We start from the raw sequence: 21,329 nt of genomic DNA on the forward strand, positions 1-21,329 counted from the left end.
CGCCGGGTGTTCGTGGTCAAGGCGATTGCACGCTCCCATCGGCGCCGTGCGGCGACGGCACGGCGGTCGGGTTCGGACGGCCTCGGCCCGCAGGCCGGCCAGGCGCCGGACCGCCCCCGGCAGTCCTCCGGGCGCCCGGCACCGGCGTGGGGCGAGTGAAATCTACGAACCGTGCGACAAGTTTGTCAATACGTTTTACGAAGTCGCCCGCCACCCGGTACCGCGCTCCCGGGCGCCGGTCAGGGCCGCGCGAGCTGCGGGTACAGGGTCTCGATGGTGAGCGCCAGCCCTGCCTTGACCTGCTGGGTGAAGGCGTCGGCGACCACCTCCAACCGGCCCTGCTGCACGCCGTCGAGGGCGATCCTGGCGATCCCGGCCGGGTCGGCCTTCTCCACGCCTTCCAGCCCGGCGACCATCTCGGTGTCCATGTAGCCGACGTGCAGCGCGGTCACCTGGGTCTTCTGGCCGGCCAGTTCCACCCGCAGGGAGTTGGTGACGGACCACTCGGCGGCCTTGGACGCGCAATACGCCGCCTCCTGCGGGAGCGACACCCAGGACAGCACGGACAGCACGTTGAGGACCGCGCCGCCCCCGCCCCGCGCGAGGACCGGCGCGAAGGCGCGGGTCACGTCGAGCGTGCCGAGCACGTTGGTGTCGTACTCGTGCCGGAAGGCGTCGAGGTCGCCGTCCAGGATGCCGGTGAGCGTGAGGATGCCGGCGTTGTTGACCAGCAGGGTGACGTCCTGCGCCTGCTCGGCGGCGGCGAGGACCGAGGCGTGGTCGGTGATGTCGAGCCGGACCGGGACGACGACGCCCCCGGCCGCCACGGTCCGCGGATCGCGCGCGGCCGCGTACACCTTGCTCGCCCCGGCATCGACCAGGGCGCGGACGAGGTGGGCGCCGAGGCCGCGGTTGCCCCCGGTCACGAGGGCGACAGAGTCCTTGAGGTTCATGGGCGGTGATTTCTCCTGTCCGGAGGGGGCCGGCGGACTCCGGGGAGCCCGTCCGGCGGTGCGGGAGGCGCGAAGGCGGGCTTCCGCGGCCGGGCTCTCGCGAGCGCGCGCCCGACACCGGACCCCGCCCCGCGGACGTATGACATCCGCCCGCGGCCCCGGTCGCCGCCCGCGACACCCGGAACGCGCCCGGGACCACCCGATCACCGCCATCAGCCCGGCCCCGCACGGGGATCGGCCGGGGAGACGACCGCGGCCCGCACCCCTGCGCGGGGTGCGGGCCGGAGGCGGGAGGTGCCGCGCCCCCGCCGTCCGGCAGGGGCGCGGCGGGTGTCAGGTGCTGGAGTAGCCGTCGAGGTCGGCGACGACCTGGACGTCACCCGTGTGGTTGGTCAGCGAGACCCTGCCGTCGAGCACGGGCACCACCACCTGGTTGGCGATGGTCGTGCTCGCCGGGTAGTTGAGGTTCGACACGCCCGGCAGCGGCGTGCCGTGCGGGTAGACGGTCAGGTAGCTGTTGGCGGTGGGGGCGGTGACCGTGACGTTGAGGGTGACCGCCGTCAGGCCGGTGGACGGCAGGCCGTCGACTCCGGCCACCTCGAAGCTCACCGTCCCGCCCGGGCCGACCTGGCCGGTACGGGCGCCGAGCCCGCTGCGCGTGTCCAGCAGGCGCACCGGGTCGACCGGGGTGAAGGTGGCGCCCGCCGGGGAGTAGTAGCCCGTCACATCGGCGACGAGATCGATCGTCCCACCGCTGTTGTAGAGGTCGACCACGCCGTCGTGCACGGGCACGGTCACCAGGTTGGGGATGGTCTGGCCGGTGCCGTAGTTGAGGTTGGAGGCCGCCGGCCGCGACTGCCCGTCGGGGTAGACGGTGACGTAGCCGCCGGCGGTCGGCCGGACCGCCGTGACGTTCATGGTCACCGCGGTCACGCCCGACGCGGGCACGCCGCGCACGCCCGCGACCGTCAGCCGGACCGTGCCGCCACTGGCGACCCGCGCCTTGGGCGCGCCGGTCCCGTCGCGGGTGTCCAGGAAGCGCGTCGGCGTGATCGTGGTCAGGGCCGATCCGGTGCCGTCGGCGGTGTAGTAGCCGGTGACGTCGGCGACGAGGTCGATCGTGCCCGCGTTGCTGTAGAGGTCGACGACACCGTCGTGCACCGGCACCGTCACCAGGCCCGCGATGGTGTGCCCGGCACGGTAGTTGACGTTGGAGGCGGCCGGCCGCGGCTGCCCGTCGGGGTAGACCGTGACGTAGCCGCCGGCGGTCGGCTGGACCGCGGTGACGTTCATGGTGACCGCGGTGACGCCCGATGCCGGGACGCCGTGCGCGCCGGCGACCGTGAGGCGCACCGTCCCGCCGGCCCCGACCCGTGCCTTCGGAGCGCCGGTGCCGTTCCGGGTGTCGAGGAAGCGGGTCGGCGTGATCGGCACGAGCCGGCTGTGCGTCGCCGCGGGGGCCGCGGTGACCGTGAAGCCGTCCGGCAGGTAGCCGGTCGACCTCGTGCCGACGGTGTAGCCGGGCTGGTCGACGACCACGTCGTAGCTGCCCGGATCAGCGGATCCCGGATTCAGCAGCACCGTCAGGGCGGTGCCCGCGGCGTTGACCGACACCGGCTCGGCCCACGAACCCGAGGGCGTCGAGGCGTTGGCCGCCAGTTGGACGGAGGTGCCCAGCGTCAGGCCCGAGCCGTGCAGGACGACCTGGGTCGCGGTGCCGGCCGGCCCGGTGGCCGGAGTCAGCGAGCTGACGTCGGCGGGCGGGGGAAGAGGGGAGCATTCGTCTTTGCACACGCCCTGGATCGAGTACTCGACGGGCGTGGTGGACATGTCGGCGGAGACCACCAAGACGTACTGTCCGGGCACCATGGAGGCGGACGTCGAGCAGTACGCGTTGAACCCGGGAGTGGACATCCCGCACTGGTAGGCGGCGTTGATCGAGGTGCCCGCGAAGCCCGGAGTGCCGAGCAGGGTGATCGCGGGGGCGTAACCGTTCGTGTCGCTGTCGGTGCCGGAGATGTGGAAGTACTCCGAGGGGCCGAGGTCCATCACGGCGCAGTAGCCTGCCGCGGATTCCGTCAGGGTGCCGCTGTGGACCGGGAAGCCGTCCGGGGACAGGTGGTTGGCGGTGCACTGGGACGCCCAGCCGGAAGCGGTGCCCACCTTCCAGGTGTCCACCCGCGCCTGGATGGCGGTGCCGTCGTAGCCGGCGGCGACGACGCCGACGACATAGGAGGTCGAGCCGGTGACGCGGCACTCGACTCCCTGCTGCCAGCACACGACGGTGCCGGTGGCGTCCGTGACGAAGAGGTCGGCCCCCGTCTCGTACTCCGGGTTCGGTGTGCGGACGGACAGCCACAGCTTGTCGGTGGCCGCCGCGGACACCCGCAGGCAGCCGCTGTCCAGGGCGGAGTCGAAGGAGTAGGCGGTCGCCGCGCCACCGGCGGCGAGGGAGGCGGGCGCCTTGCAGGACGCCGTCGAGGAGATGTCCCGCCGGACCACGTCGTAAGTGTCGTCGTAGCCGGTGCCGACCAGCAGGACCTGGTAGGCGGTACCGGCGGCGAAGCGGCAGACGGTCAGCGAACTGCCCGAACTGGCGCAGACCTTGTCACCCGCCGCGTCGTACACCTGGTACGAGGCGTTCAGTCGCCCGCTGGAGTTGGTGTAGTCGAACATCTCGGCCGTGGAGTGGCCGTTCGCCGGGAGGGCGAGGCAGCGCATCTGCTGCGTGGCGGAGAGGGAGACCTCGGCGCCGTAGGAACCGCCGAACGCGGACTGCGGCCAGGCGGTGCAGCCGCTGGTGCTGCCGGTGCGCTGGACGGTGAAGACGTAACTTCCGTTGCCCGCACCGGAGTCCGTGCCGGTCGCGGTGTTGGCGAGCGCGAGGTGGAAGGGTGCGGTGCCGGTCAGCTTGCAGACGAGGTAGACGGTGTCGTCGGCGCACTGCCGGACACCCTGGGCGTCGTAGACCGCCTGCGCCAGCTGCGCGCCCCGGTCCTCCTGCTGGTCCAGCAGGTACAGGCCCTGGCCGCTCGCCGTCGGCAGCGTCCAGCACAACTCCTCGCCGGTGCCGTCGAAGGCGCCGGTGAGCGCGCCGGAGGCGAAGTCGTCGTCGCGGCCGGCGGTGCAGCCGTCGGTGCTCGCCGCGGCGCGGAACCACACGCCGTACGCGTCGGGCCCGTCGTCCTGCAGGGCCCGGGCCCAGGTGTAGTCACCCGCGGTCAGCACGCAGTCGGCGCTCTGGTCCTCGGTGCAGATCTCGGTGCCGTCGGCGCGGTACAGGGCGCCGTCGACGCCGTGGTCGGCGGCTGCCGTGCCGAACACATACGGCCCGGCGGACGGTACGTGCAGCTGGCGGCAGCGCGTGGTGGACGACGCGTCCGGGACGGTGCCGTACGCCTGCGGCTGGAGTGCGGGGCAGCCGTCCGGCGTGGACAGCCGCGCGAACTCCACGGTGTAGTCGCTCTGTTCGGCCTCCCGCTGGTCGAGCTGGACCCGGTACGGCGCGGCGCCGGTCAGGGTGCAGTCCATCTCGAAGGCGCCCTCGGCCTTCGCGCACACCTGGGTGCCGTCGGCGTCGTAGACCCAGGCGTTGTCGGTCCAGTCCGACACCCGCGAGCGCAGGACGTCCCCGGACGCCAGCGGCAGCCGGTAGCAGTCGCCGGGCGCACCCGCGGCCAGCGAGCGGCTCAGCGCGGCGGGCGCGCCCAGCGCGGTGTCCTGGGCGGTCAGCGCGGTGCAGGAGGTGTCCGAGAGCAGGGCGTTCCAGGCGACGGTGAAGCCGCCGCCGGGGACGGTCAGGGTGTACGTGCCGGCCTGCGCGGCCGGGCAGCGCAGGGCGCCGTACACGTGCTGCTGCGGGTCGTCGGGGTGGTCGCAGGTCACCGTGGTGCCGTCGGGCGCGGTGAGCACCGGCTGCGGGCCGAAGGTGTTCTGCGCGACGACCTGCACGAAGAGCAGGTCCTTCGGCTGCGGCACGTCGAGGGTGTAGGAGGCGTCCCCGCCCTGCGTGTCGGCGCAGGAATAGACGGTGTGCGGGTCCAGCGCGCCGGAACAGGCATCGGGCAGGTCGGCGGCGGCGGTCTGGCGTACCGCGGTGGTGTGCGCCTTCGCGGCGGCGGCCTTGCTCCAGGTCCGCGCCGCCGTAGCGGAGTTCGCGTGCGCTGCCGTGGAGGAGTTCGTGGTGGACGGCGCGGGTGCCTTCGCACGGGACGTCGCGGTGGTCCCGGCGCGCGCGGCCTTCGCCGCGGCCGAGCCGGGTACGGGCTTGGCGGCGGAGGCGTGCGTCGCGTCCGTTCCGGTCCCCGCGCTCGCGGAGGGTACCGCCGGTGCGGCGGTGGGCGTGGCGGCCGTCGCCACGGGTGCGAGCCACAGCGTGGTCGCCGTGGCGAGGGCCGCGACCAGCGCGAGGGTGCCGTGCACCGCCCGAGCCGTCCGTCGTCTCCTCCGCAGGCCGGGCCGCGGCATGGCGGCGCCTTCGAGTTCTCTCATGTCCCCCCCTGGGATTCGCCCTGATCCGCGAGCGGCGGGAGCTGTCGCGCGGGCACCGCCGGATTCTAGGCGCAGGCCACGACAGAGGGGCGGCCATTTCCGCGGGGCCCGGGGAGGGCGCGCTGCCGCGGGGCGGGGGTCGTACCGCCCGGCGGGCCGGGGGCGTTCAGGCGGGGGGAGGGGCGATCGCTGGGGTGGAGGGTGCCGGGAGCCAGTCGAGGAGGAGGCGGTTGAGCCGGTCCGGGGCGTCCACCGGGATCCAGTGGCTCGCGCCCGCGATGACCTCGTGCCGCCAGGGACCGCTGACACAGGCGCCCGAGCGTTCCATCGACTGGCCGTCGAGGTGGTGGTCGCCGGTCGACCAGACGCCCAACGTCGGCGCGGTGACCGGCGGCAGGTCCCGCGCGGGGCCGGGCATGCGGGGCGCCAGGTTGGCCCGGTACCAGTTCAGCGACGCGGTCAGCGCGCCCGGGCGGGACAGGTCGCGGACCGCCCGGTCGATGTCGCCCCGGTTGCGGGTCAGCCGGCGCAGCAGCGCCCAGTCGTCGGCGGCGAGTGTGGCCTCGGCGATGCCCTCGAACTGGAAGAAGAGCTGGTACCAGCCCATCTCGGCCTGCCGCAGGCTCTGCGGGGCACGCGGGTGCGCCACGGACAGCGCGGCCAGCGTGCGCACCCGTTCGGGGTGGAACATCGCCAGCTGCCAGGCGACGGCGGCCCCCCAGTCGTGCGCGACCACGTGGGCGGCCGTCGCGTCGCACGCGTCGAGCACCTCCACCATGTCCGCCACGGAACGGGACAGCCGGTAGTCCTCCACCGCGCCTGGCCGGTCGGACCGGCCGAAGCCGCGCAGGTCCGGGACGATCACCCGGAAGCCCGCGGCGACCAGCACCGGGATCTGGTGCCGCCACAGGCGTCCGGAGTCCGGCCAGCCGTGCATCAGCAGCACGGGGGTCTGCTGCGGTACGTCCCCGGCGGACTCCCCGGTGGTCATCCCGGTGGACGCGGCGGCGAACTCCTCGACGTGCAGCCGGACGGGGCCGGAGGACACCACACGGGTCGTGCCGGATCCGGGGCCGTGCCCACGCGCGGACTCGGGCTCCTCGCCGGTGGCGTCGAGGTCGGTCATGCCGGTGCCTCCAGATCTCTCCGGGCGTCCGGGCGTCACCCGTGGCTGCGGGGCGAGCCTAACGGAGGGCGCCCGGGGCCGGCACTCGTCCGGCCGCACGGGCCGCCCGCCCGCTCCCGACACGAACCCGTGGGTCAGCGCGGGCCGTTCGGCTGCCGCAGCCGCAGCCGCAGCCGCAGGCTCGCCGCGTTCCGGATCCGGCGGGTGCGCCCACGCGCGGCCAGCAGGCCGAGCGCGTCACGTGAGGTGACGGCCGGCGTGGTCGTGACGGTCCGCTGGAACCAGTCGGACGCTCCGGTGAGTTCCTCGGCGGCCCAGGGCTCGTCCAGCGCGAGGGCGCGCAGCAGGCCCCACTCGCCCAACCGCCGGGCGAGGAAGGGGCGATCGGCGACCACCGCGGCCATGCCGCGCGCCCAGTCGGTGAACGCAGGGTCGGTGAGCGCCCGTTCGGCCCTGCGGTCCAGGTGGCGGCACACCGCGCTCTCCGCCATCAGCGCGTCCTCGTCCTCCAGTACGGCGGCGACGAGGGCGCACGCGTCGGAATCGGCGACGGCTTCGAGTTCCTCCAGGTAGCGGGCATAGCGCAGGTGCTCGGGAGGCTCGTCGTCCGGGGCGGGGCCGGTCATGGACGGGCCCCGCGTGCGGCCGCCCGCCGTGCCCGTTCGACGCCGTGGACCGTCTTCATCTCGCCCTCGCCTCCCCGGACTTCGCGGTGCCGTCCGGCACAAGTTACCCGCGGGTCGGGCCCCGGGCACCCGGATTCCCCCCGCCCCGGCGGGACTCCGTGGCGGGCGCGTTCCTGTGACCGTTCGGACGCAAGGGCAGTCTCCTTCGCCCCTGTGGCGCCCCGGACTGCCCATGAGGTCGCTGACGTGGGGCGCGGGCAGATCGTAAGGTGGCACAAGTGAGCCTCTGGACCTCCTTGGAACCCGCCTCGACGACCGTCGACGCCGGCGGGACCACCACGGCACGACTGCGGTTGCGCAACACCGGTGACGTGGTCGACGAGTACCGCTTCGAACCCGTGGGGGGCATCGCGCCCTGGATCAGGGTGGAGCCGGAGGTGTTGCGGCTCTACCCGGGCACCACCGGCACGGTCGAGCTGACCTTCATGCCGCCGCGCACCCCCGACGCGACCGCCGGCCCGAACCCGTACGCGGTGCGCATCACGCCGACCGAGTCGCCCGAGGCCACCACGGTCCCCGAGGGCAACCTCGTCATCACGCCCTTCGTCGAGGTCCGCGCCGAGCTCCTGCCGCCCACCGTCAAGGGCCGCTTCCGCGGCCGGCCCAGGATCGCGGTGGACAACCTCGGCAACACCAAGCTCACCGCCTCCCTCCGAGGCACCGACAACGGCGACCAGCTCGCGTACGACATCCACCCGGCGAACGTCCAGATCGAGCCGGGGCGCGCCGCGTTCGTCAAGGCGACGCTGCGGCCGCGGCAGATCATCTGGTTCGGCGCCAGCCAGCAACGCCCGTACAGCGTCGACGTGGTGCGCTCCGGGGTGACGCCGCTGACCGTCGACGGCAAGTACGTCCAGCGCGGGTTCCTGCCGCGCTGGATCGCCAGCGTCGTCTGCGCGCTGGCCGCCCTCGCGGTCGTGTTCACGATGCTCTGGCTGACCCACAAGCCCGCGGTCTCCAGCCTGGCCACGCCCAAGGTCAACGAGGCCGGCTTCAGCACGCTCACCCCCTCGCCGTCGCCGCCCTCCCCGCCGCCGACCACCCAACCCACCACCAGCGCACCGCAGACGACCCAGCCCCAGAGCGGATCGGGCGGTGGCGGCGGCGCCCCGGCGAAGAAGAAGCCGGCCAGCCCGGTGCCCGCGACGGACATCCTGTTGCGGAACACCACCACCAACAAGTGCGCCGACCTCCCGGAGAACGGTGACGGGAAGACCAACGGTCCCGTCAACGAGTACACCTGCGACCCGAAGGCCAGCGACAACCAGCTGTGGGACCTGGAGGTCCGCTATCCCGAGCTGGGCCCCGGCGGCACCCCGCTCTTCCAGATCCGCAATTCCAAGGACCAGTTGTGCATGGATCTGCCGTACAACGGCGCGGAGCCGCTGGAGACGCACATCTCCGAGTTCAAGTGCGACGGCACCACCGGCGACAACCAGCTGTGGTGGCTGGCGAAGCAGCCGGACGGCTACTACTGGATCCGCAACTACGCCAGCGACAACGCCTGCCTGGACGTGTCGGGGTTCAGCACCGGCGGCGACAACACCCCGCTGACGATCTACAGCTGCTCCGACACCGACGACCAGGAGTGGACGATCGTCCACCCGCCGAAGACGGCGGAGTGATCCCGTGCCGGAGCTGATCGTCCGCGTCCCCCGGCTCGTCGTCCCGTTGCCCGTCGCCCCCCTGCCCGTCGTGCTTCTGCCCGTCCCGGGCCGGGAGTTCAGCGGGTTCCGCACCGGACATTTCCGCCCGAGACCGTGACGGAGACCAGGATGCCCTCCTCGCACTCCCCGCAGGATCCCTCGGCCGGCGGCCGGCGCACCGAGGACGGCGAACCGCCCGCGGTGTCGGTGCGCCGGGCCGTCGCGATGCCGGCGGCGCCGGACGTGCCGCCGCCCGACAGTGCCGCGGCCGAGGGCCGCCGCCCGCGCCCGGCGGCCCCGCCCGTGTCCGTACCCGTCCGGCGCGCCGAACGGCCGTTGAGCGAGCGGAAGGCGGAGGTTCCGGCGGCGGAGGAGGGTCCGGCTGCCGGGGAGGGCGCAGCCGCGGGGGAGGGTGCTCAGGCCGCCGTGGGAGGTGCTTCCGCGGAGGAAGGTGCCGAGGCCGCCGCGGGAGGCGCTTCCGCCGAGACACGTACTCCCGCCCCGGAAGGTGTTCCCGCCCGCGCCGAAGCACCCGGTGTCGAGGCACCCGCCGAACCGGCCGAGCCCGCCAAGCGTGTGAAGCCCGCCAAGCCCGCCAAACCGGCCAGGCCCACCAAGCGTGTGAAGCCCGCCGAACCCGGGAAGCCCGTCGCGCCCACCCCGTCCGCCGCGCCGCTGACCGTCGGCACCCGGCCGGCCCGACAGCCGCCGCGGAAGAGGACGTTCACGGTGCCGATCGTCGTGGCGGCGGTGGTGGCGATCGGCGCCGCCACTCCCTTCGTGGTCAGCGGTCTGCGGCAGCACGACCCGGCGCCCGTCGCGAAGACGGACGACGTGGCGACCGGCGGCACGGTCGGCAAGCCGCTGCCCGTGCCCGGGACGGCCACCGCCTCCTCCGCCGGTGCCACCCGCGGCGCGAAGCCCTCCCCCCACCCGTCGAAGAAGAAGAGCGCCGCCCACCCGCGGACGACCTCGGGCCCGTCGCACACCCCGGCGAAGGGCACGTCGCCCGCGAAACCGGCCGGGGCGAAGCCGAAGGCCACGAAGGCGCCGAAGAAGGTCTCCCCGGCCGTCACCGCCCGGGCCCGCGCGAACGCCGCCTCCTCGGCGAGCAAGGTGCTGATCGAGAACGCGACCACGCACCTGTGCGCGGACATTCCCAACTACGGCAACGGGACGAGTGACGGCCCGGTCAACCAGTACGACTGCAACGGCACCAGCGCCGACAACCAACTGTGGGACCTGCGGGTCGCGTTCAAGAGCGGCGGGCCGCAGGGCGCGAGCCTGTTCGTGATCAAGAACCACAAGGACGGCCTGTGCATGGACATTCCCAACTACGGTCCTGAGCCGGCGGGTACGAAGATCGAGGAGTTCGCCTGCAACGCCACCAAGGCGGACAACCAGCTGTTCTGGCTCGACCCCGTCGCGGACGGCACCTACTGGATCCGCGACTACAGCAGCGGCCAGTGCCTGAACCTGCCGGGCGTCGGCACCGCCCGCGAGGACGTCCGCCTCGAACAGGACGTGTGCTATGACAACCCGGGCGACGACTTCCGCTGGACCTTCCGCTGACCTCCGGCTGACCTTCCGGCGGCCGCCCGATCACCGCGGCCGCCGGACGGCCCGCGCCTCCTACGCCCAGCCCGCCGGGCCGGTGCAGCGCGGCGGCCAGTGGTGGACGCGCCCCCTGCTGCCCGCCGGGACGTCCTCCTCCAGCGCCTCGGTGAGGGAGCGCAGCGCGGTGCGGTCCTGGTCGTCCGCGGCGGCTCCCCGAGTGGACGCGCCGCCGGTGACCTCCCGGAGCAGCACCACGTCCGTGCCGCGCGCCGCGTGCACCCCGAGGACGCGGAAGGCGGTGCCCGGGGCGAAGAGGACCTCGTCGGGGATCGGTGGCGGGACGCCGGGCAGGGCGGGGTCGCGCTCCAGGTGGACCCGCCGGCCGTACTCGGACCAGACGGCGTAGCGGGTGGCCTCGGACGGGCCGCGCAGGTTCCCGGCCAGCGCGCTGACCGGGCCGGGTGCGCGCAACAGCCGTCCGGGGGCGGCCAGTTCCTTGGGCAGCGGGTCGCCGCTCCGGAACGCCGGGCCCTGGTAGGGCATCATGCGGGCCAGCCCGGAGGCGATGCACGCGGCGTACGGGCGCAGGCGCGGGTCGCCCGCGCGCAGGGCGGTGCGCACGGCCTCGTGGGCGAGCGGGCCGCTCCGGGAGGTGAGATAGAGGTGCACGGCGAGGACGTCCACCGGGTTCGGCGCCCACTTCTGCCCGCCCTCGCCCGGTGGCGCGCCCAGCATCCGCTGCACCGCCTTCTCCTGCGGGTCCCACACGTCGTCGGGGACGAGTTCCCGGAACGCGTCGCGCTCGGCGGCCGAACTGCGGTACCGGGGGCCGAAGGTGGGGGCCAGCACGGGGCGCGGCAGCACGGCGGGGAAGGCCGCGGGGACGGGTGCCGGTGCGGTCTCCGCCTTCCGCGGGGGTACGGCGCCGGGTGCGGCGGCGGTTTTCGCGGGAGGCGCCGCGGGTGCGGGCGCCTCGGGCGGTACGGGTACGGGTTGCGCGGGTGCCGGTGGGGCGTCGCGGCGCGGCGCCGGACCGGGTGCGTCGGGTGCGGGCGCGGCCGGGGGAGCCGGGACAGCCGGAGCGGCCGAGGCGCTCGCCAGGGCGGGGCGGGCGGACGGGCCGGGCGCGATCGCCCCCGGGGACGCCTTGACCGGCCTTCGCGGCGGCGCCGGGAGAGCGGGGGGACGTGCGGCGGGACGGGCGGGCGCGGCGGCGCGGGGCGGCCTCGTACGGAGCCGCTTGACGCCGTGCTCGGACAGCAGGCGGCTCAACTCGCGGGCCTGCTCGGTGCCGCACTCGCCGTAGAGGTGGAGCACGGCGCGCTCGCGTACTTCCGGGCTGAGCGCCGTGAGCAGGGTCCGCAGGGCGGGCAGGGCGTCCGGGCCGATCGGCCGGCCGGGCGTGCCCACCTCGATCGCGGGGGCGTCGGCGTCGACCGGGCGTTCGGCGAGCGCGACCGGCGCGGTGCCGACACGGGTGACCCGCAGGCCGGCCCGGGTGACCGCGACCTGCCAGGTGTCGGAGATCCGCAGCACGCCCGTCCGCGCGGTGCCGACCCCCGGCAACGGCGGCTGCCAGCGCAGCAGTTGCGGCGCGGGCGGCGGACCGTCGACGCCAGGACGGCAGGCGACCGCCTCGACGAAGGGGCGCCACGCCGGGGTGCCGTCGGTGCCGATCAGCACGGTGCGGGCCTGGTGGGCGTCGCTCCCGGGGGTGAGGTCGTCGGTCATGAGCGGCGAGCCGGTCAGCACCTCGACCTCCAGGCGGAAGGTGTCGGCGGCGAGTTGGCCGGCGGGCAGCAGGTCGCTGTTGCCGCCGGGCGCGAGGCGGACCGCGGACCGCACGGGCGCGGGCAGGGAGGACAGGACGCCGACCACGTCGTGCGGTGTCAGTTCGATCTCGTCGCCGGGGGCGCCCACCAGCACCACCGGGCGGTCGGGGCTGACCGGCACGGCGAAGGCCAGGTCGCCGGGGAGCGGCGCGGGGGCGTCGATCGGGCGCAACGCGATCCCCGCCGGTATGCGGTGCACCGCTGTCTCCCCGCTCGCGGCGGCGGTACGCGGCAGCCGGTCCAGGTCCGCCTGCCATGCGGGTGCGGGCAATTGCCGTCCCAGTGCCTCGGGTTCACCGCCCGGCGTGAACCGCCACCAGCCGCGGTCCCGTTCGGCCCCGGCCCCGGACCCGGCGCTTGCCGCAGCCTCCTCCCGGTCCGCGCGTTCGGGTACGAACAGCGAACCGCCCGGCACCAGCAGCGCGGGCCCGTCGGGCGCGACCACCCGCACGCGCAGGCGCTCGGCGATGTTGTGGGCCACGGCGCGGCCTTCACCGCGGGGTGCCGCCGCGTGCGAGAGCACCAGCAGCAACTCCTCGTAGGAACCGGGACGTTGGGCCCGCAGCACCTCGTCCAGGCCCGCCCACGCGCGGTCGCCCTCGGTGCCGATCACCACGGTGAGGGTCGTGTCGCCCCGCGCGGCCATGGCGTAGCCGAGTTCGGCGACCGACATCGGATCGAGCGGCGGCTCACCGACCGTCCGCACCACGTGGACGCCGTCGATCTCCTCGACATGGACCGAATCCTTGGCGGCCTCGGCACCCTCAGGACCCCGGGTGCCCCCGGACTCCACCGCGTCCGCCTGTCCGCCGTCCGCCTCGCGACGCGCACGCGTGCCGATCCACCGTCTCACCAACCGTCACCGCACCCCGCTCGCCGATATGTACCACTGAACGCAAACATCACGTGATTCCGCACAGTAACCCAGGTCGATGTCATGCAGGTGCCGCGGCCCGGGCGAGCGGTCCCGCCCGACCCCGGCCGGCGGCAGCCGACCCGCGACCGCCCTGGAGAGCATGCCCACGTGAAGCGGGGGCCACCGGGCTGCCGCCGATGCCGGGAGAGGTGAGGTCGCCGCGCACGTCACGGCGCCCGCGGACCGGACGGACCGCGGTCCGCGGGGTGCGGTCAGGAGCTCCGGCCGTCGAACAGGACCGGGTTGAGCGGGGTGTCGGGGACCTGGCCGATGCCGGTGCCGGGCATCCACGCCCGGTCGTTGACCTGGTGGGCGTTGGTGGGTTCGGTGACGCGGATGTCGGCGTCCATGTAGATGACGGTCATCACGCGGCGCGGTACGGCGCCGCGGTTCGGGCCCGCGTGGTGGAAGGTCCAGCCGTGGTGGAAGCTGGCGTCGCCCAGGGCGAAGGGTTCGACGACGTCCTCGAAGTCCTGCTCGGCCACGGCCTGCTCGATCACCCGCTCCGACTCGTCGGAGATGGGCAGGTCGCGGCCGGAGGAGAAGTGGTGGCTGCCGCGGGCGAAGGCCAGCGGACCCAGGTCGGAACCGGTCTCCTGGAGGGGCAGCCAGAGCGTGATGGTCCGGTCGGAGGACAGTGGCCAGTAGTACTGATCGGCGTGCCAGGGGGTGATGCCGCCGCTGGGCTCCTTGTACAGGGCCTGGTCGTGGTAAAGGCGCACGGCGTGCACTCCGAGGAGCCGGGCCGCGATCGCGGCGAGCCGGGGCGAGAACACCAGCTCCTTCACCCGCTCGTTCTCCCGCCACAGGTTCGACACCTGGAGGAACGCCTTGCCGTAGGTGTCGCGCTCGGCCAGCGGCAGGTGCTGGGTGTTCAGCCGGATCACCTCGGAGGTGATGGTCGGCTCGTAGCGCGCGATCGTCTCCGGCGACAGCACACCGGAGAGGTGGACGAAGCCGTCGCGGTTGAGGTCGGCGGTCGCGGTCGGGGTCAACCCCCCGTAGGGGGTGCCCAGTTCGTCGGCAGATGTCTGCGTCGGGGTCGTCATGTGACTCGTGCTCCTCGCGCTCCGGGCGGTCGGGTTTCCGGACTCCACCGTCGCAGCGCCGCCGCGGGTACCGCCACGTCGGCATTGCCCGGTTCCGGTACGCAGTTGCCCTTCAGCCGGCGCCACCCGGAGCACCGCGCCGCCCGCGCGTCGTCAGGCGATGGAGGCGCCCGGGCGCAGCGGGGTGATGACCTCCTTCGTGAGCCACCGGGCCACCCCCTGCGGCCAGGGTGACGGGAGGATGAGCACGAGGTGGGTGAACCCCGCGTCGATCGCCGCGCTCGCGGCCTCCCGGGTGGACGCGGGATCGTCGTAGGACACGGGCAGGGCGATCGAGCGGGTGACGGTCGCGGGATCGCGGCCGATCTCGCGGCAGTAGCGGTCGAGCAGGCCGCTGCGCTCGATGCCGTCGGCGAGCCCGGTGTCCCCGGGGAAGTTCCACAGGTCGGCGTGCTCGGCGACCACCCGCAGCGTCCGGGACGAGCGCCCGCCGATCAGCACCGGCGGGTGCGGCCGCTGCACCGGCCGGGGGTTGCCGAGCGCCCCGGTGAGCCGCACGTGCGTGCCCTGGAAGTCGAAGGGCTCGGTCTCCGTCCACAGCCGGCGGATGACGGTGCACGCCTCGGCGAGCGCGTCCACGGAGTCGCCGAAGTCGTGGTAGGGCAGGCCGTGGCCGTCGTACTCACGGCGCGCGAGCGGGTGGCTCGGCCGCGAACCGGCGCCGATCCCGAAGTCCAGCCGCCCGCCCGAGACGATGTCGACGGTCGTGGCGATCTTGGCCAGCATCGCGGGCGGACGGAAGCGGTTGCTGGTGACCATGACCCCGACCCGCAGCCGCGTGGTGCGGGCGGCCAGGGCGGACAGGAGGGTCCAGCCCTCCAGGGCGGGGCCGTCGGGGTCGCCACCGATGGGCATGAGGTGGTCGAACACCCAGGCGTGCTCGATCTCCGGGACGGTGTCGGCCTCCTGCCACACCCGCAGCAGGTCGGCGTGGTCGACCTGCATGGGCGGGGTCATGATGCCGAAGCTCACGGGGGTCATCGCGTCACCTCCGTCGCAGGGAAGGGTCGGTCAGTGCGGGCAGGACGGCGTTCTTCTCCTGCGCGGCCAGGTCGACCCCGGGCGGCACGATCGTGTCGATGGCGTCGAGGACGTCGGCGGGCAGCACCGTGTCGGCGGCGGCCAGTTGGGAGTCCAGGTGCGCGGCGGTGCGGGGGCCGATCAGCGCGCTGGTGACCCCGCGGTGCGCGGTGACGAAGCCGAGCGCGAGCTGGATGAGGGTCAGTCCGGACTGCTCGGCGAGCTTCGCAAGTTGCTCGACGGCGTCCTGCTTGGCGGCGTTGGCCGGGATGCCGGTGTCGAAGCGCTGGGGCATGAACCCGGAGCGGCTGGTGGTCACCGGCCGGCCCGCGCGCACCGCGCCCGACAGCCAGCCCGAGGCCAGCGGGCTCCACGTCAGGACCCCGAGGCCGTACCGCTCGGCGACCGGCAGCACTTCGGCCTCGGCGCCGCGCTGGAGGATCGAGTAGCCGGGCTGCTCGCTGACGAAGCGGCCCAGGTGGTGCTCGCGGGCCGCCCACTGGGCCTCCACCAGCCGGTGGGCCGGGTACTCCGAGGTGCCGAAGGAGCGGATCTTGCCGGCCTGCCGCAGGTCGGTCAGCGCCGAGAGGGTCTCCTCGTCGCTGGTGGCCGGGTCCCAGCGGTGCAACTGGTAGAGGTCGATGTGCTCGACGTCCAGCCGGCGCAGGCTGTTCTCGACGGCGGTGGTCAGCCAGCGCCGCGAGCCGCCCCGCCGGTTGCGCTCCTCGCCCATCGGCAGGCCGGCCTTGGTGGCGAGCACCACGTCGTCGCGGCGCCCGGCGAGGGCCTTGCCGACCATCTCCTCGGACTGGCCGGCGGAGTACGCGTCGGCGGTGTCGATCAGGTTGACCCCGGCGGCGAGGGCCGTGTCGACCAGCGCGGTCACCTCGGCCTGGGTGGTGCGCCCGAGCGCCCCGAAGTTCATCGCGCCCAGACCCAGCGCGCTGACCTGGACCCCGGTGCGCCCGAGGGTGCGGTACCGCATGGGTTTCTCCTTCCATCCCGGACAATGTCATGATGGGAGCGAAACGGAACGACGCTCCGTTCTCGACAATACGGAACCTTGTTCCGCTTTGCAAGGAGGATCACGTGGCGACCTCTGGAGCAGGCGGGGACGGCGGCACCCGCCGGCGGCGGGCCGATGTCCGCCGCAACGAGGGGGCACTGCTGGAGGCCGCCGCGGCGGCCTTCGCCGAGGTCGGGATCGACGCGCCGGTGCGCGACGTCGCCGCCCGGGCCGGGGTCGGCGTGGGGACGGTCCACCGGCACTTCCCGACCCGCGCCGATCCGGTGGTCGCCGCCTACCGGCACCAGGTCCAGGCGCTCGCCGTGGCGGGCCCGCACTACCTGGCCGGCGAGCCGAGCCCCTTCGCGGCGCTGACCGCTGGTCGACGGGTTCGTGGACTTCCTCGCGACCGAGCACGGACTGCCCGACGTGCTCGGCCAGGGTGAGGGCTCCGAGACCCTGCACGCCTACTGCCTCGACACGCTCGTGCCGGTGTGCGGCGAACTGCTGGCCGCCGCCGCGCGCTCGGGAGAAATCGTCCGCTCCGACATCCAGGCGCTCGCGTTCATGCGCGCGATCGGCAACCTGTGCATCGGCGCGAAGGACGACGCGCGCTACGACGCCCGCAGGATGGTCGCCCTCCCCCTCGCCGGCCTCACGACGGCCGGCTGACCGGGCAGCCGGACCCGGCCCGAACGGACCGACCCGCCCGGGGGCTTCCGGGCGGGTCGGGTCCGGCCGGTCGACCGGCAGGTCACCGGTGCCGCGCGCGGCGTACGCGCGCGGCACCGGGAGCGGGGACGCGGAGGAGCGCTCAGCCGCGCGCCACCGTGCGCGGCGCGTTGTAGCCCTCCACCCGCAGGGCCGGGTGGCCCGACGGAAGCGCGCCCGACGGCCAGGACAGCGTGAGCGTGCGGGACTCACCGGGCAGCAGCCACAGGTAGTTGTCGCCGTACAGCGTCGGCAGGACCCGCTGCCCGCTCTTGTCGTCCAGCAGCGAGAGCCGGACCATCGCCGCGACCGAGGCACCGGTGTTGCGGACCGTCGCGGTGAGCTGCTGCCGCCCGTCGCCGGCACCGGTCACCCGGCCGACGTCGGCCGACACCTTCGTCTTCTTCGCCGAGTTGAGCCCCTTCAGGTCGGCCGTCTCGCGGTAGCGCCAGTACGTGTTCTGCGACAGCACGTGGCCCTTGGCGTCGGCGAACTCCAGCCGCAGCAGGTGCAGATCGGGCAGGTCGTCGGTCCAGCCGGCGGTGAACGCCGGCGCGGTGCCGGACGCGGCGACGTCCACCTTCGCGGTGCGGACGGCCCCGAGCCGGTGGCCGTCCAGGTCGTACAGCCGCGCGGTGACCGTCGCGCCCTTGACCGCGTTCGGGGTGTGGTTGACCGCGACAACCTGCCACTTGCTCAGGTCGGCCTGCACGTGGAAGGGCTCGCACGCCTTGCGCGCCCCGTAGTAGACGCCGTTGACGTCGAAGTCGTAGTCGTACGTCTGCCACACGGTGCTGTGCCAGGCCGGGTGGGACATCCACAGCATCAGGCCGGTGGCGTCCTGCCACAGGTTGGCGTTCCACGCCTCGAACATGGCCCGGGTGTTCTCGTAGTTGACGAACTGGGCCTTGCGCGTGAAGTCGTCCAGGTCCGTCGCGGTGTCGAGGCGGGCCTCGATCGCCTCGGCGTAGTGCTGCGGCTGCTGGTTGCCGTTGGTGCTCCAGTCGTGGTGGTACCACACGGTGCCGATCGGCCACTCGGTGGAGTCGCCGACGAGGTTGCGCATGCTCTCCGCGGTGGACACCACCGGCATGCCGATCTCGGTGTGGAAGCCGAAGCTGTGGCTGCCGTAGGTCGACGGGTCGAAGTACTTCGTCGGGTCGACCCAGTTGTAGGGGCCGCCGCCGGTGATGATGCCGCCCGCGGAGTTGTTCTGGTACAGGGTGCCGGGGGCGAGGTCGGTGACCGCGTCGCGCATGCCGTCGTCGATGGCGGCGGGCGGATTGCCCTCGTTGGCGCCGCACCAGACGACGACGCTGGGGTGGATGCGGTAGCGCAGCACGGTGTCCCGCGCCTGCGCGTTGTAGACGTCGTGGTCCGGCGGGTCCATGCCCCAGGCGTTGGGGAAGTCGTTCCACACCAGGATGCCGTGCTCGTCGCAGGCCGCGAAGAACTCCTCGCGGTCGCTGCAGCCCACCCAGTTGCGGATCATCGTGAAGTTCATGTCGCGGTGCATGCGCACCGCCGCGTCCATCCGCTCGGCGGGCATGCGGCGCAGCAACTCGTCATAGCCCCAGTTGCCGCCGCGGGCGAAGACGCGCACGCCGTTCACGCTGATCTTCAGCGGCTGGGGCGAGTTGTCGACGGACGTCACGTCCGTCCACGTCGTGCCGTCGTCCGACACCTGGATCGTGTACGTCTTGGCGTAGGCCGCCTCCCACAGGACGACGATCCGGTCGAAGGCGACCGACGCGCCGAGGTCGACCTGGATCCACTGGTCGTCCTGGTAGGCGGAGGACCAGCGGGTGCCGGGGTTGCCGTCGGTGGCGTGCGCCGCGACGTTCCCGGAGCCGTCCTCGTCGCTGGAGGAGGTGGCGGTCTTGTGCAGGGCGAGGTCGGTGCCCGCGGAGGTGCTGTCGATCACCGAGAGGGACCACAGCGAGAAGCCGTAACCGGTGGCCCGGGTCGCCAGCGCGAGCCGCACGTAGCGCGCGGTCCGGGCGTCGAAGTCCTCGGTCTGCAGGCTGGCGTCACCGGCGTTGAACGGCAGCGGCACCGCGGTGTTGTCGACCGCCTTGGCGTCGGTCCAGGTCGATCCGTCGCCGGAGACCTGCACCACGTACGACTGCGCGTAGGCCTGCTCCCAGGTGAGGTCGACGCGGTCGAAGGCGACCGAGGAGCCCAGGTCCACCTGGATCCACACGTCGTCCTGCGCGGCCGAGGCCCAGCGGGTGGTGGGGTCGCCGTCGGTCACGTGGGACGCCACGTTGCCGCTGCCGTCCTCGGTGGAGGAGGCGGTGGCCGTCGCGTGCAGCGCCAGGTCCGTGCCGGAGGTGCTGTCCACCACCGCGAACGTCCACAGCGAGTAGCCCCAACCGGTGGCCCGCGTCAGGCACTTGACCCGCACGTAGCGGGCCTGCTGGTCACCGACCTCGACCGGCTGGGTGTACGAGTCGGTGCTCGCCCCGAACGTGATCGGCAGGTCGCCCTCGTAGCCGAACTGCCGGATGCCGAACCGGGTGGTGCGGCGGTCGCTCTCCTGGCCGCCGATCGAGGCGACGAGCGTGAGGTCGTGCAGGGCTGCGTCGCCGTACCCGTTGGGCCACCACAGCTTCGGGTCGCTCAGCCGCAGGCGCGAGAAGGAGTCCGGGGCGAAGACCACGTCGGTGCTCGCGCCCCCGGCCACGGTGACCGCCTGGGAGAGCGTGATGCCGTCGAACGACGCGGTGACCGTGATCCGTTGGGACGCGGTGTCGGCGTTGCGCACCGGGACGGTGATGGTCAGTTCCGCGCTGTTCGTGGCGGGCAGCCCGGGCAGCTTGGTGTCCACCCGCGCGTCGCCGACGACCGCGTGGCCGGTGGAGCGCAGCCGCACGTGGTTCCAGATCCCGGAGGCGCGGTCGCGCACCGCGGGCATCCAGTCCCAGCCCGAAACGGACAGGTACGTCGGGGAGTTGAGGTTCATCTGGTTCGCGCCCGCGTCCACGAACGACTGGCCCAGCGGGCCCTTGTCGCCGGGGCTGCCGGGCACCGGCATCGGGGTGATCCGCACCGCGAGCGCCTGCGCGCCCTTGGCGGCCAGTTGACCGGTCACGTCGACGGCGGACCGGGCGAACGGGTGGGCCATGGTGCCCACCTGCGTGCCGTTGAGCCAGATGTCGGCCTGGTGGTTGATGCCGTCGAACTCCAGCCAGACGTGCCGGCCGGCGCCGGTGCGCAGCCCGCGCGGCAGGTCGAAGCCGCGGCGGTACCACCAGGAGTGGCGGGAGAGCGCCTCGGGGATCTGCAGGTTGTTCATGCCCGCCACCGGGTCGGGCAGCTTGCCCTGGTCCACCAGCGAGGTCAGCACGGTGCCGGGGACGGTCGCGGGCAGCCACGCGCTGTCGTCGAGGCCGGCCCGGGACAGGTCCGCGCCCTCGGCGCCGGCCCAGTCGTCCAGGGTGAGCGTCCAGCCGGACTCCAGCGGCACGGTGCCGTCGTCGGCGACCTTCAGCGCGGGGGCGTCGTGGTGGTGGGTGCCCCAGTCCGTCCAGCCGGTGGCGTCGGGGCGGTGGCCGGGGGCCGTTCCGTACACCTCGAAGCCGTTCAGGCCCAGCGGGTTGGCGGTGGAGCGCTTGCGCACGGTCAGCCGCACCCAGCGCGCCGCGACCGGCTTGTCCAGCGCGATGTCCACCACGCCGCCGGTCCCGGCGGTGGTCCGGTACACGCTGGTCCAGGAGGTGTGGTCGGTCGACGTCTCGACGACGAAGTCCACCGCGTAACTGGACAGGATCTCCTGCCCGGTGGTGCCGTCCCAGCGGTTGCCGCTCGGGCCCTCCAGGAAGACCGGGTCGCCATCCTTGGCCTCGAAGGTCAGCCGCAGCGAGGAGACCTGGCAGTTCGCCTCCAGGTCCACCGAGATCCATTGCGGGTCGCCGTCGGCCGCGCGCCACCCGCTGCCCTTCACGCCCGCCGAGGTGAGCCGGTCGACGACGAACGCCCCGGGCGTCGGGGCGTAGTCGGTGGAGGAGACGGATATCGGGCGGTACGCGGCGAGTTCACCGGTTCCGGTGGAAGCGCCCGGCTTGGCGGAGCCCGCGGCGAAGCTGGTGCCGGGCAGCGCGAGTCCGAGGCCGAAGCCGGCGAGGAGGGTGGAACCGGTGGCGACGACGGAGCGTCTGGACGGGTGGCGCGGGGGCTGGGCAGGCGGGTTCGGCATGCGCGGCGACTCCATTGCGAATCCATGTGCGAACGAGCTCGGGGGAGCGGAGCAGGCGGCGGTCCGGAGCGCACCTGA

At 73.7% G+C, this 21,329-nt stretch carries 11 protein-coding genes and 1 pseudogene; 3 read left to right on the forward strand and 9 right to left on the reverse strand.

The features are described from left to right. Positions 1-239: 239 nt before the first annotated feature. The 4 genes from C4U44_RS01295 to C4U44_RS01310 form a co-directional block, all read right to left on the reverse strand. Positions 240-953, reverse strand: coding sequence for an SDR family oxidoreductase (locus C4U44_RS01295; RefSeq protein ID WP_103883674.1), 714 nt, complete (start codon positions 951-953; stop codon positions 240-242). A 333-nt stretch (positions 954-1,286) separates the two neighbouring features. Beyond that, a complete protein-coding gene (locus C4U44_RS01300; protein WP_146088177.1) occupies positions 1,287-5,444 on the reverse strand; it encodes a hypothetical protein in 4,158 nt (1,385 codons plus the stop codon). Between the two features lie 166 nt (positions 5,445-5,610). Further along, positions 5,611-6,570 carry an alpha/beta fold hydrolase gene (locus C4U44_RS01305; RefSeq protein ID WP_103883676.1) on the reverse strand — a complete coding sequence of 320 codons (960 nt, stop codon included), beginning with the start codon at positions 6,568-6,570 and terminating at the stop codon, positions 5,611-5,613. 134 nt (positions 6,571-6,704) lie between these two features. Further along, positions 6,705-7,196 (reverse strand): hypothetical protein, encoded by a 492-nt coding sequence (locus C4U44_RS01310; protein WP_103883677.1) that lies wholly within the window; start codon positions 7,194-7,196, stop codon positions 6,705-6,707. 278 nt (positions 7,197-7,474) lie between these two features. Between C4U44_RS01310 and C4U44_RS01315 the strand changes: the two genes are divergently transcribed. Continuing rightward, a complete protein-coding gene (locus C4U44_RS01315; protein WP_103883678.1) occupies positions 7,475-8,881 on the forward strand; it encodes an RICIN domain-containing protein in 1,407 nt (468 codons plus the stop codon). A 150-nt stretch (positions 8,882-9,031) separates the two neighbouring features. Beyond that, positions 9,032-10,474: an RICIN domain-containing protein gene (locus C4U44_RS01320; RefSeq protein WP_103883679.1), complete on the forward strand. Its 1,443-nt coding sequence runs from the start codon at positions 9,032-9,034 to the stop codon at positions 10,472-10,474. 60 nt (positions 10,475-10,534) lie between these two features. Here C4U44_RS01320 and C4U44_RS01325 read toward each other — a convergent pair whose 3' ends face one another. From C4U44_RS01325 to C4U44_RS01340, 4 genes are all read right to left on the reverse strand, one after another. Then, on the reverse strand, positions 10,535-13,144 hold the full coding sequence (locus tag C4U44_RS01325; protein ID WP_146088178.1) for a hypothetical protein: 2,610 nt from the start codon (positions 13,142-13,144) through the stop codon (positions 10,535-10,537). Positions 13,145-13,419: 275 nt separating this feature from the next. After that, a complete protein-coding gene (locus C4U44_RS01330; protein WP_103883681.1) occupies positions 13,420-14,256 on the reverse strand; it encodes a phytanoyl-CoA dioxygenase family protein in 837 nt (278 codons plus the stop codon). A gap of 153 nt (positions 14,257-14,409) precedes the next feature. Beyond that, positions 14,410-15,297, reverse strand: coding sequence for an LLM class flavin-dependent oxidoreductase (locus C4U44_RS01335; protein ID WP_103883682.1), 888 nt, complete (start codon positions 15,295-15,297; stop codon positions 14,410-14,412). A gap of 4 nt (positions 15,298-15,301) precedes the next feature. Then, positions 15,302-16,321 (reverse strand): aldo/keto reductase, encoded by a 1,020-nt coding sequence (locus C4U44_RS01340; RefSeq protein ID WP_103883683.1) that lies wholly within the window; start codon positions 16,319-16,321, stop codon positions 15,302-15,304. A gap of 104 nt (positions 16,322-16,425) precedes the next feature. Here C4U44_RS01340 and C4U44_RS01345 point away from each other — a divergent pair. Then, positions 16,426-17,014, forward strand: a pseudogene (locus C4U44_RS01345) (TetR/AcrR family transcriptional regulator). 142 nt (positions 17,015-17,156) lie between these two features. On the opposite strand, the gene C4U44_RS01350 reads toward C4U44_RS01345, so the two are convergent. Further along, the gene (locus C4U44_RS01350; RefSeq protein WP_103884144.1) at positions 17,157-21,251 is read right to left on the reverse strand and encodes a discoidin domain-containing protein; all 4,095 of its coding nucleotides are present in this window, start codon (positions 21,249-21,251) and stop codon (positions 17,157-17,159) included. Positions 21,252-21,329: the final 78 nt, after the last annotated feature.

The sequence above is a fragment of the Actinacidiphila yanglinensis genome, assembly GCF_900107965.1.
Taxonomy (GTDB): domain Bacteria; phylum Actinomycetota; class Actinomycetes; order Streptomycetales; family Streptomycetaceae; genus Actinacidiphila; species Actinacidiphila yanglinensis.

Bases quoted from the DNA above. Each gene is read 5' to 3' on its own strand.
- C4U44_RS01295 (WP_103883674.1), bottom strand. From the start codon at position 953: ATGAACCTCAAGGACTCTGTCGCCCTCGTGACCGGGGGCAACCGCGGC.
- C4U44_RS01300 (WP_146088177.1), bottom strand. From the start codon at position 5,444: ATGAGAGAACTCGAAGGCGCCGCCATGCCGCGGCCCGGCCTGCGGAGG.
- C4U44_RS01305 (WP_103883676.1), bottom strand. From the start codon at position 6,570: ATGACCGACCTCGACGCCACCGGCGAGGAGCCCGAGTCCGCGCGTGGG.
- C4U44_RS01310 (WP_103883677.1), bottom strand. From the start codon at position 7,196: ATGACCGGCCCCGCCCCGGACGACGAGCCTCCCGAGCACCTGCGCTAT.
- C4U44_RS01320 (WP_103883679.1), top strand. From the start codon at position 9,032: ATGCCCTCCTCGCACTCCCCGCAGGATCCCTCGGCCGGCGGCCGGCGC.
- C4U44_RS01330 (WP_103883681.1), bottom strand. From the start codon at position 14,256: ATGACGACCCCGACGCAGACATCTGCCGACGAACTGGGCACCCCCTAC.
- C4U44_RS01335 (WP_103883682.1), bottom strand. From the start codon at position 15,297: ATGACCCCCGTGAGCTTCGGCATCATGACCCCGCCCATGCAGGTCGAC.
- C4U44_RS01340 (WP_103883683.1), bottom strand. From the start codon at position 16,321: ATGCGGTACCGCACCCTCGGGCGCACCGGGGTCCAGGTCAGCGCGCTG.
- C4U44_RS01350 (WP_103884144.1), bottom strand. From the start codon at position 21,251: ATGCCGAACCCGCCTGCCCAGCCCCCGCGCCACCCGTCCAGACGCTCC.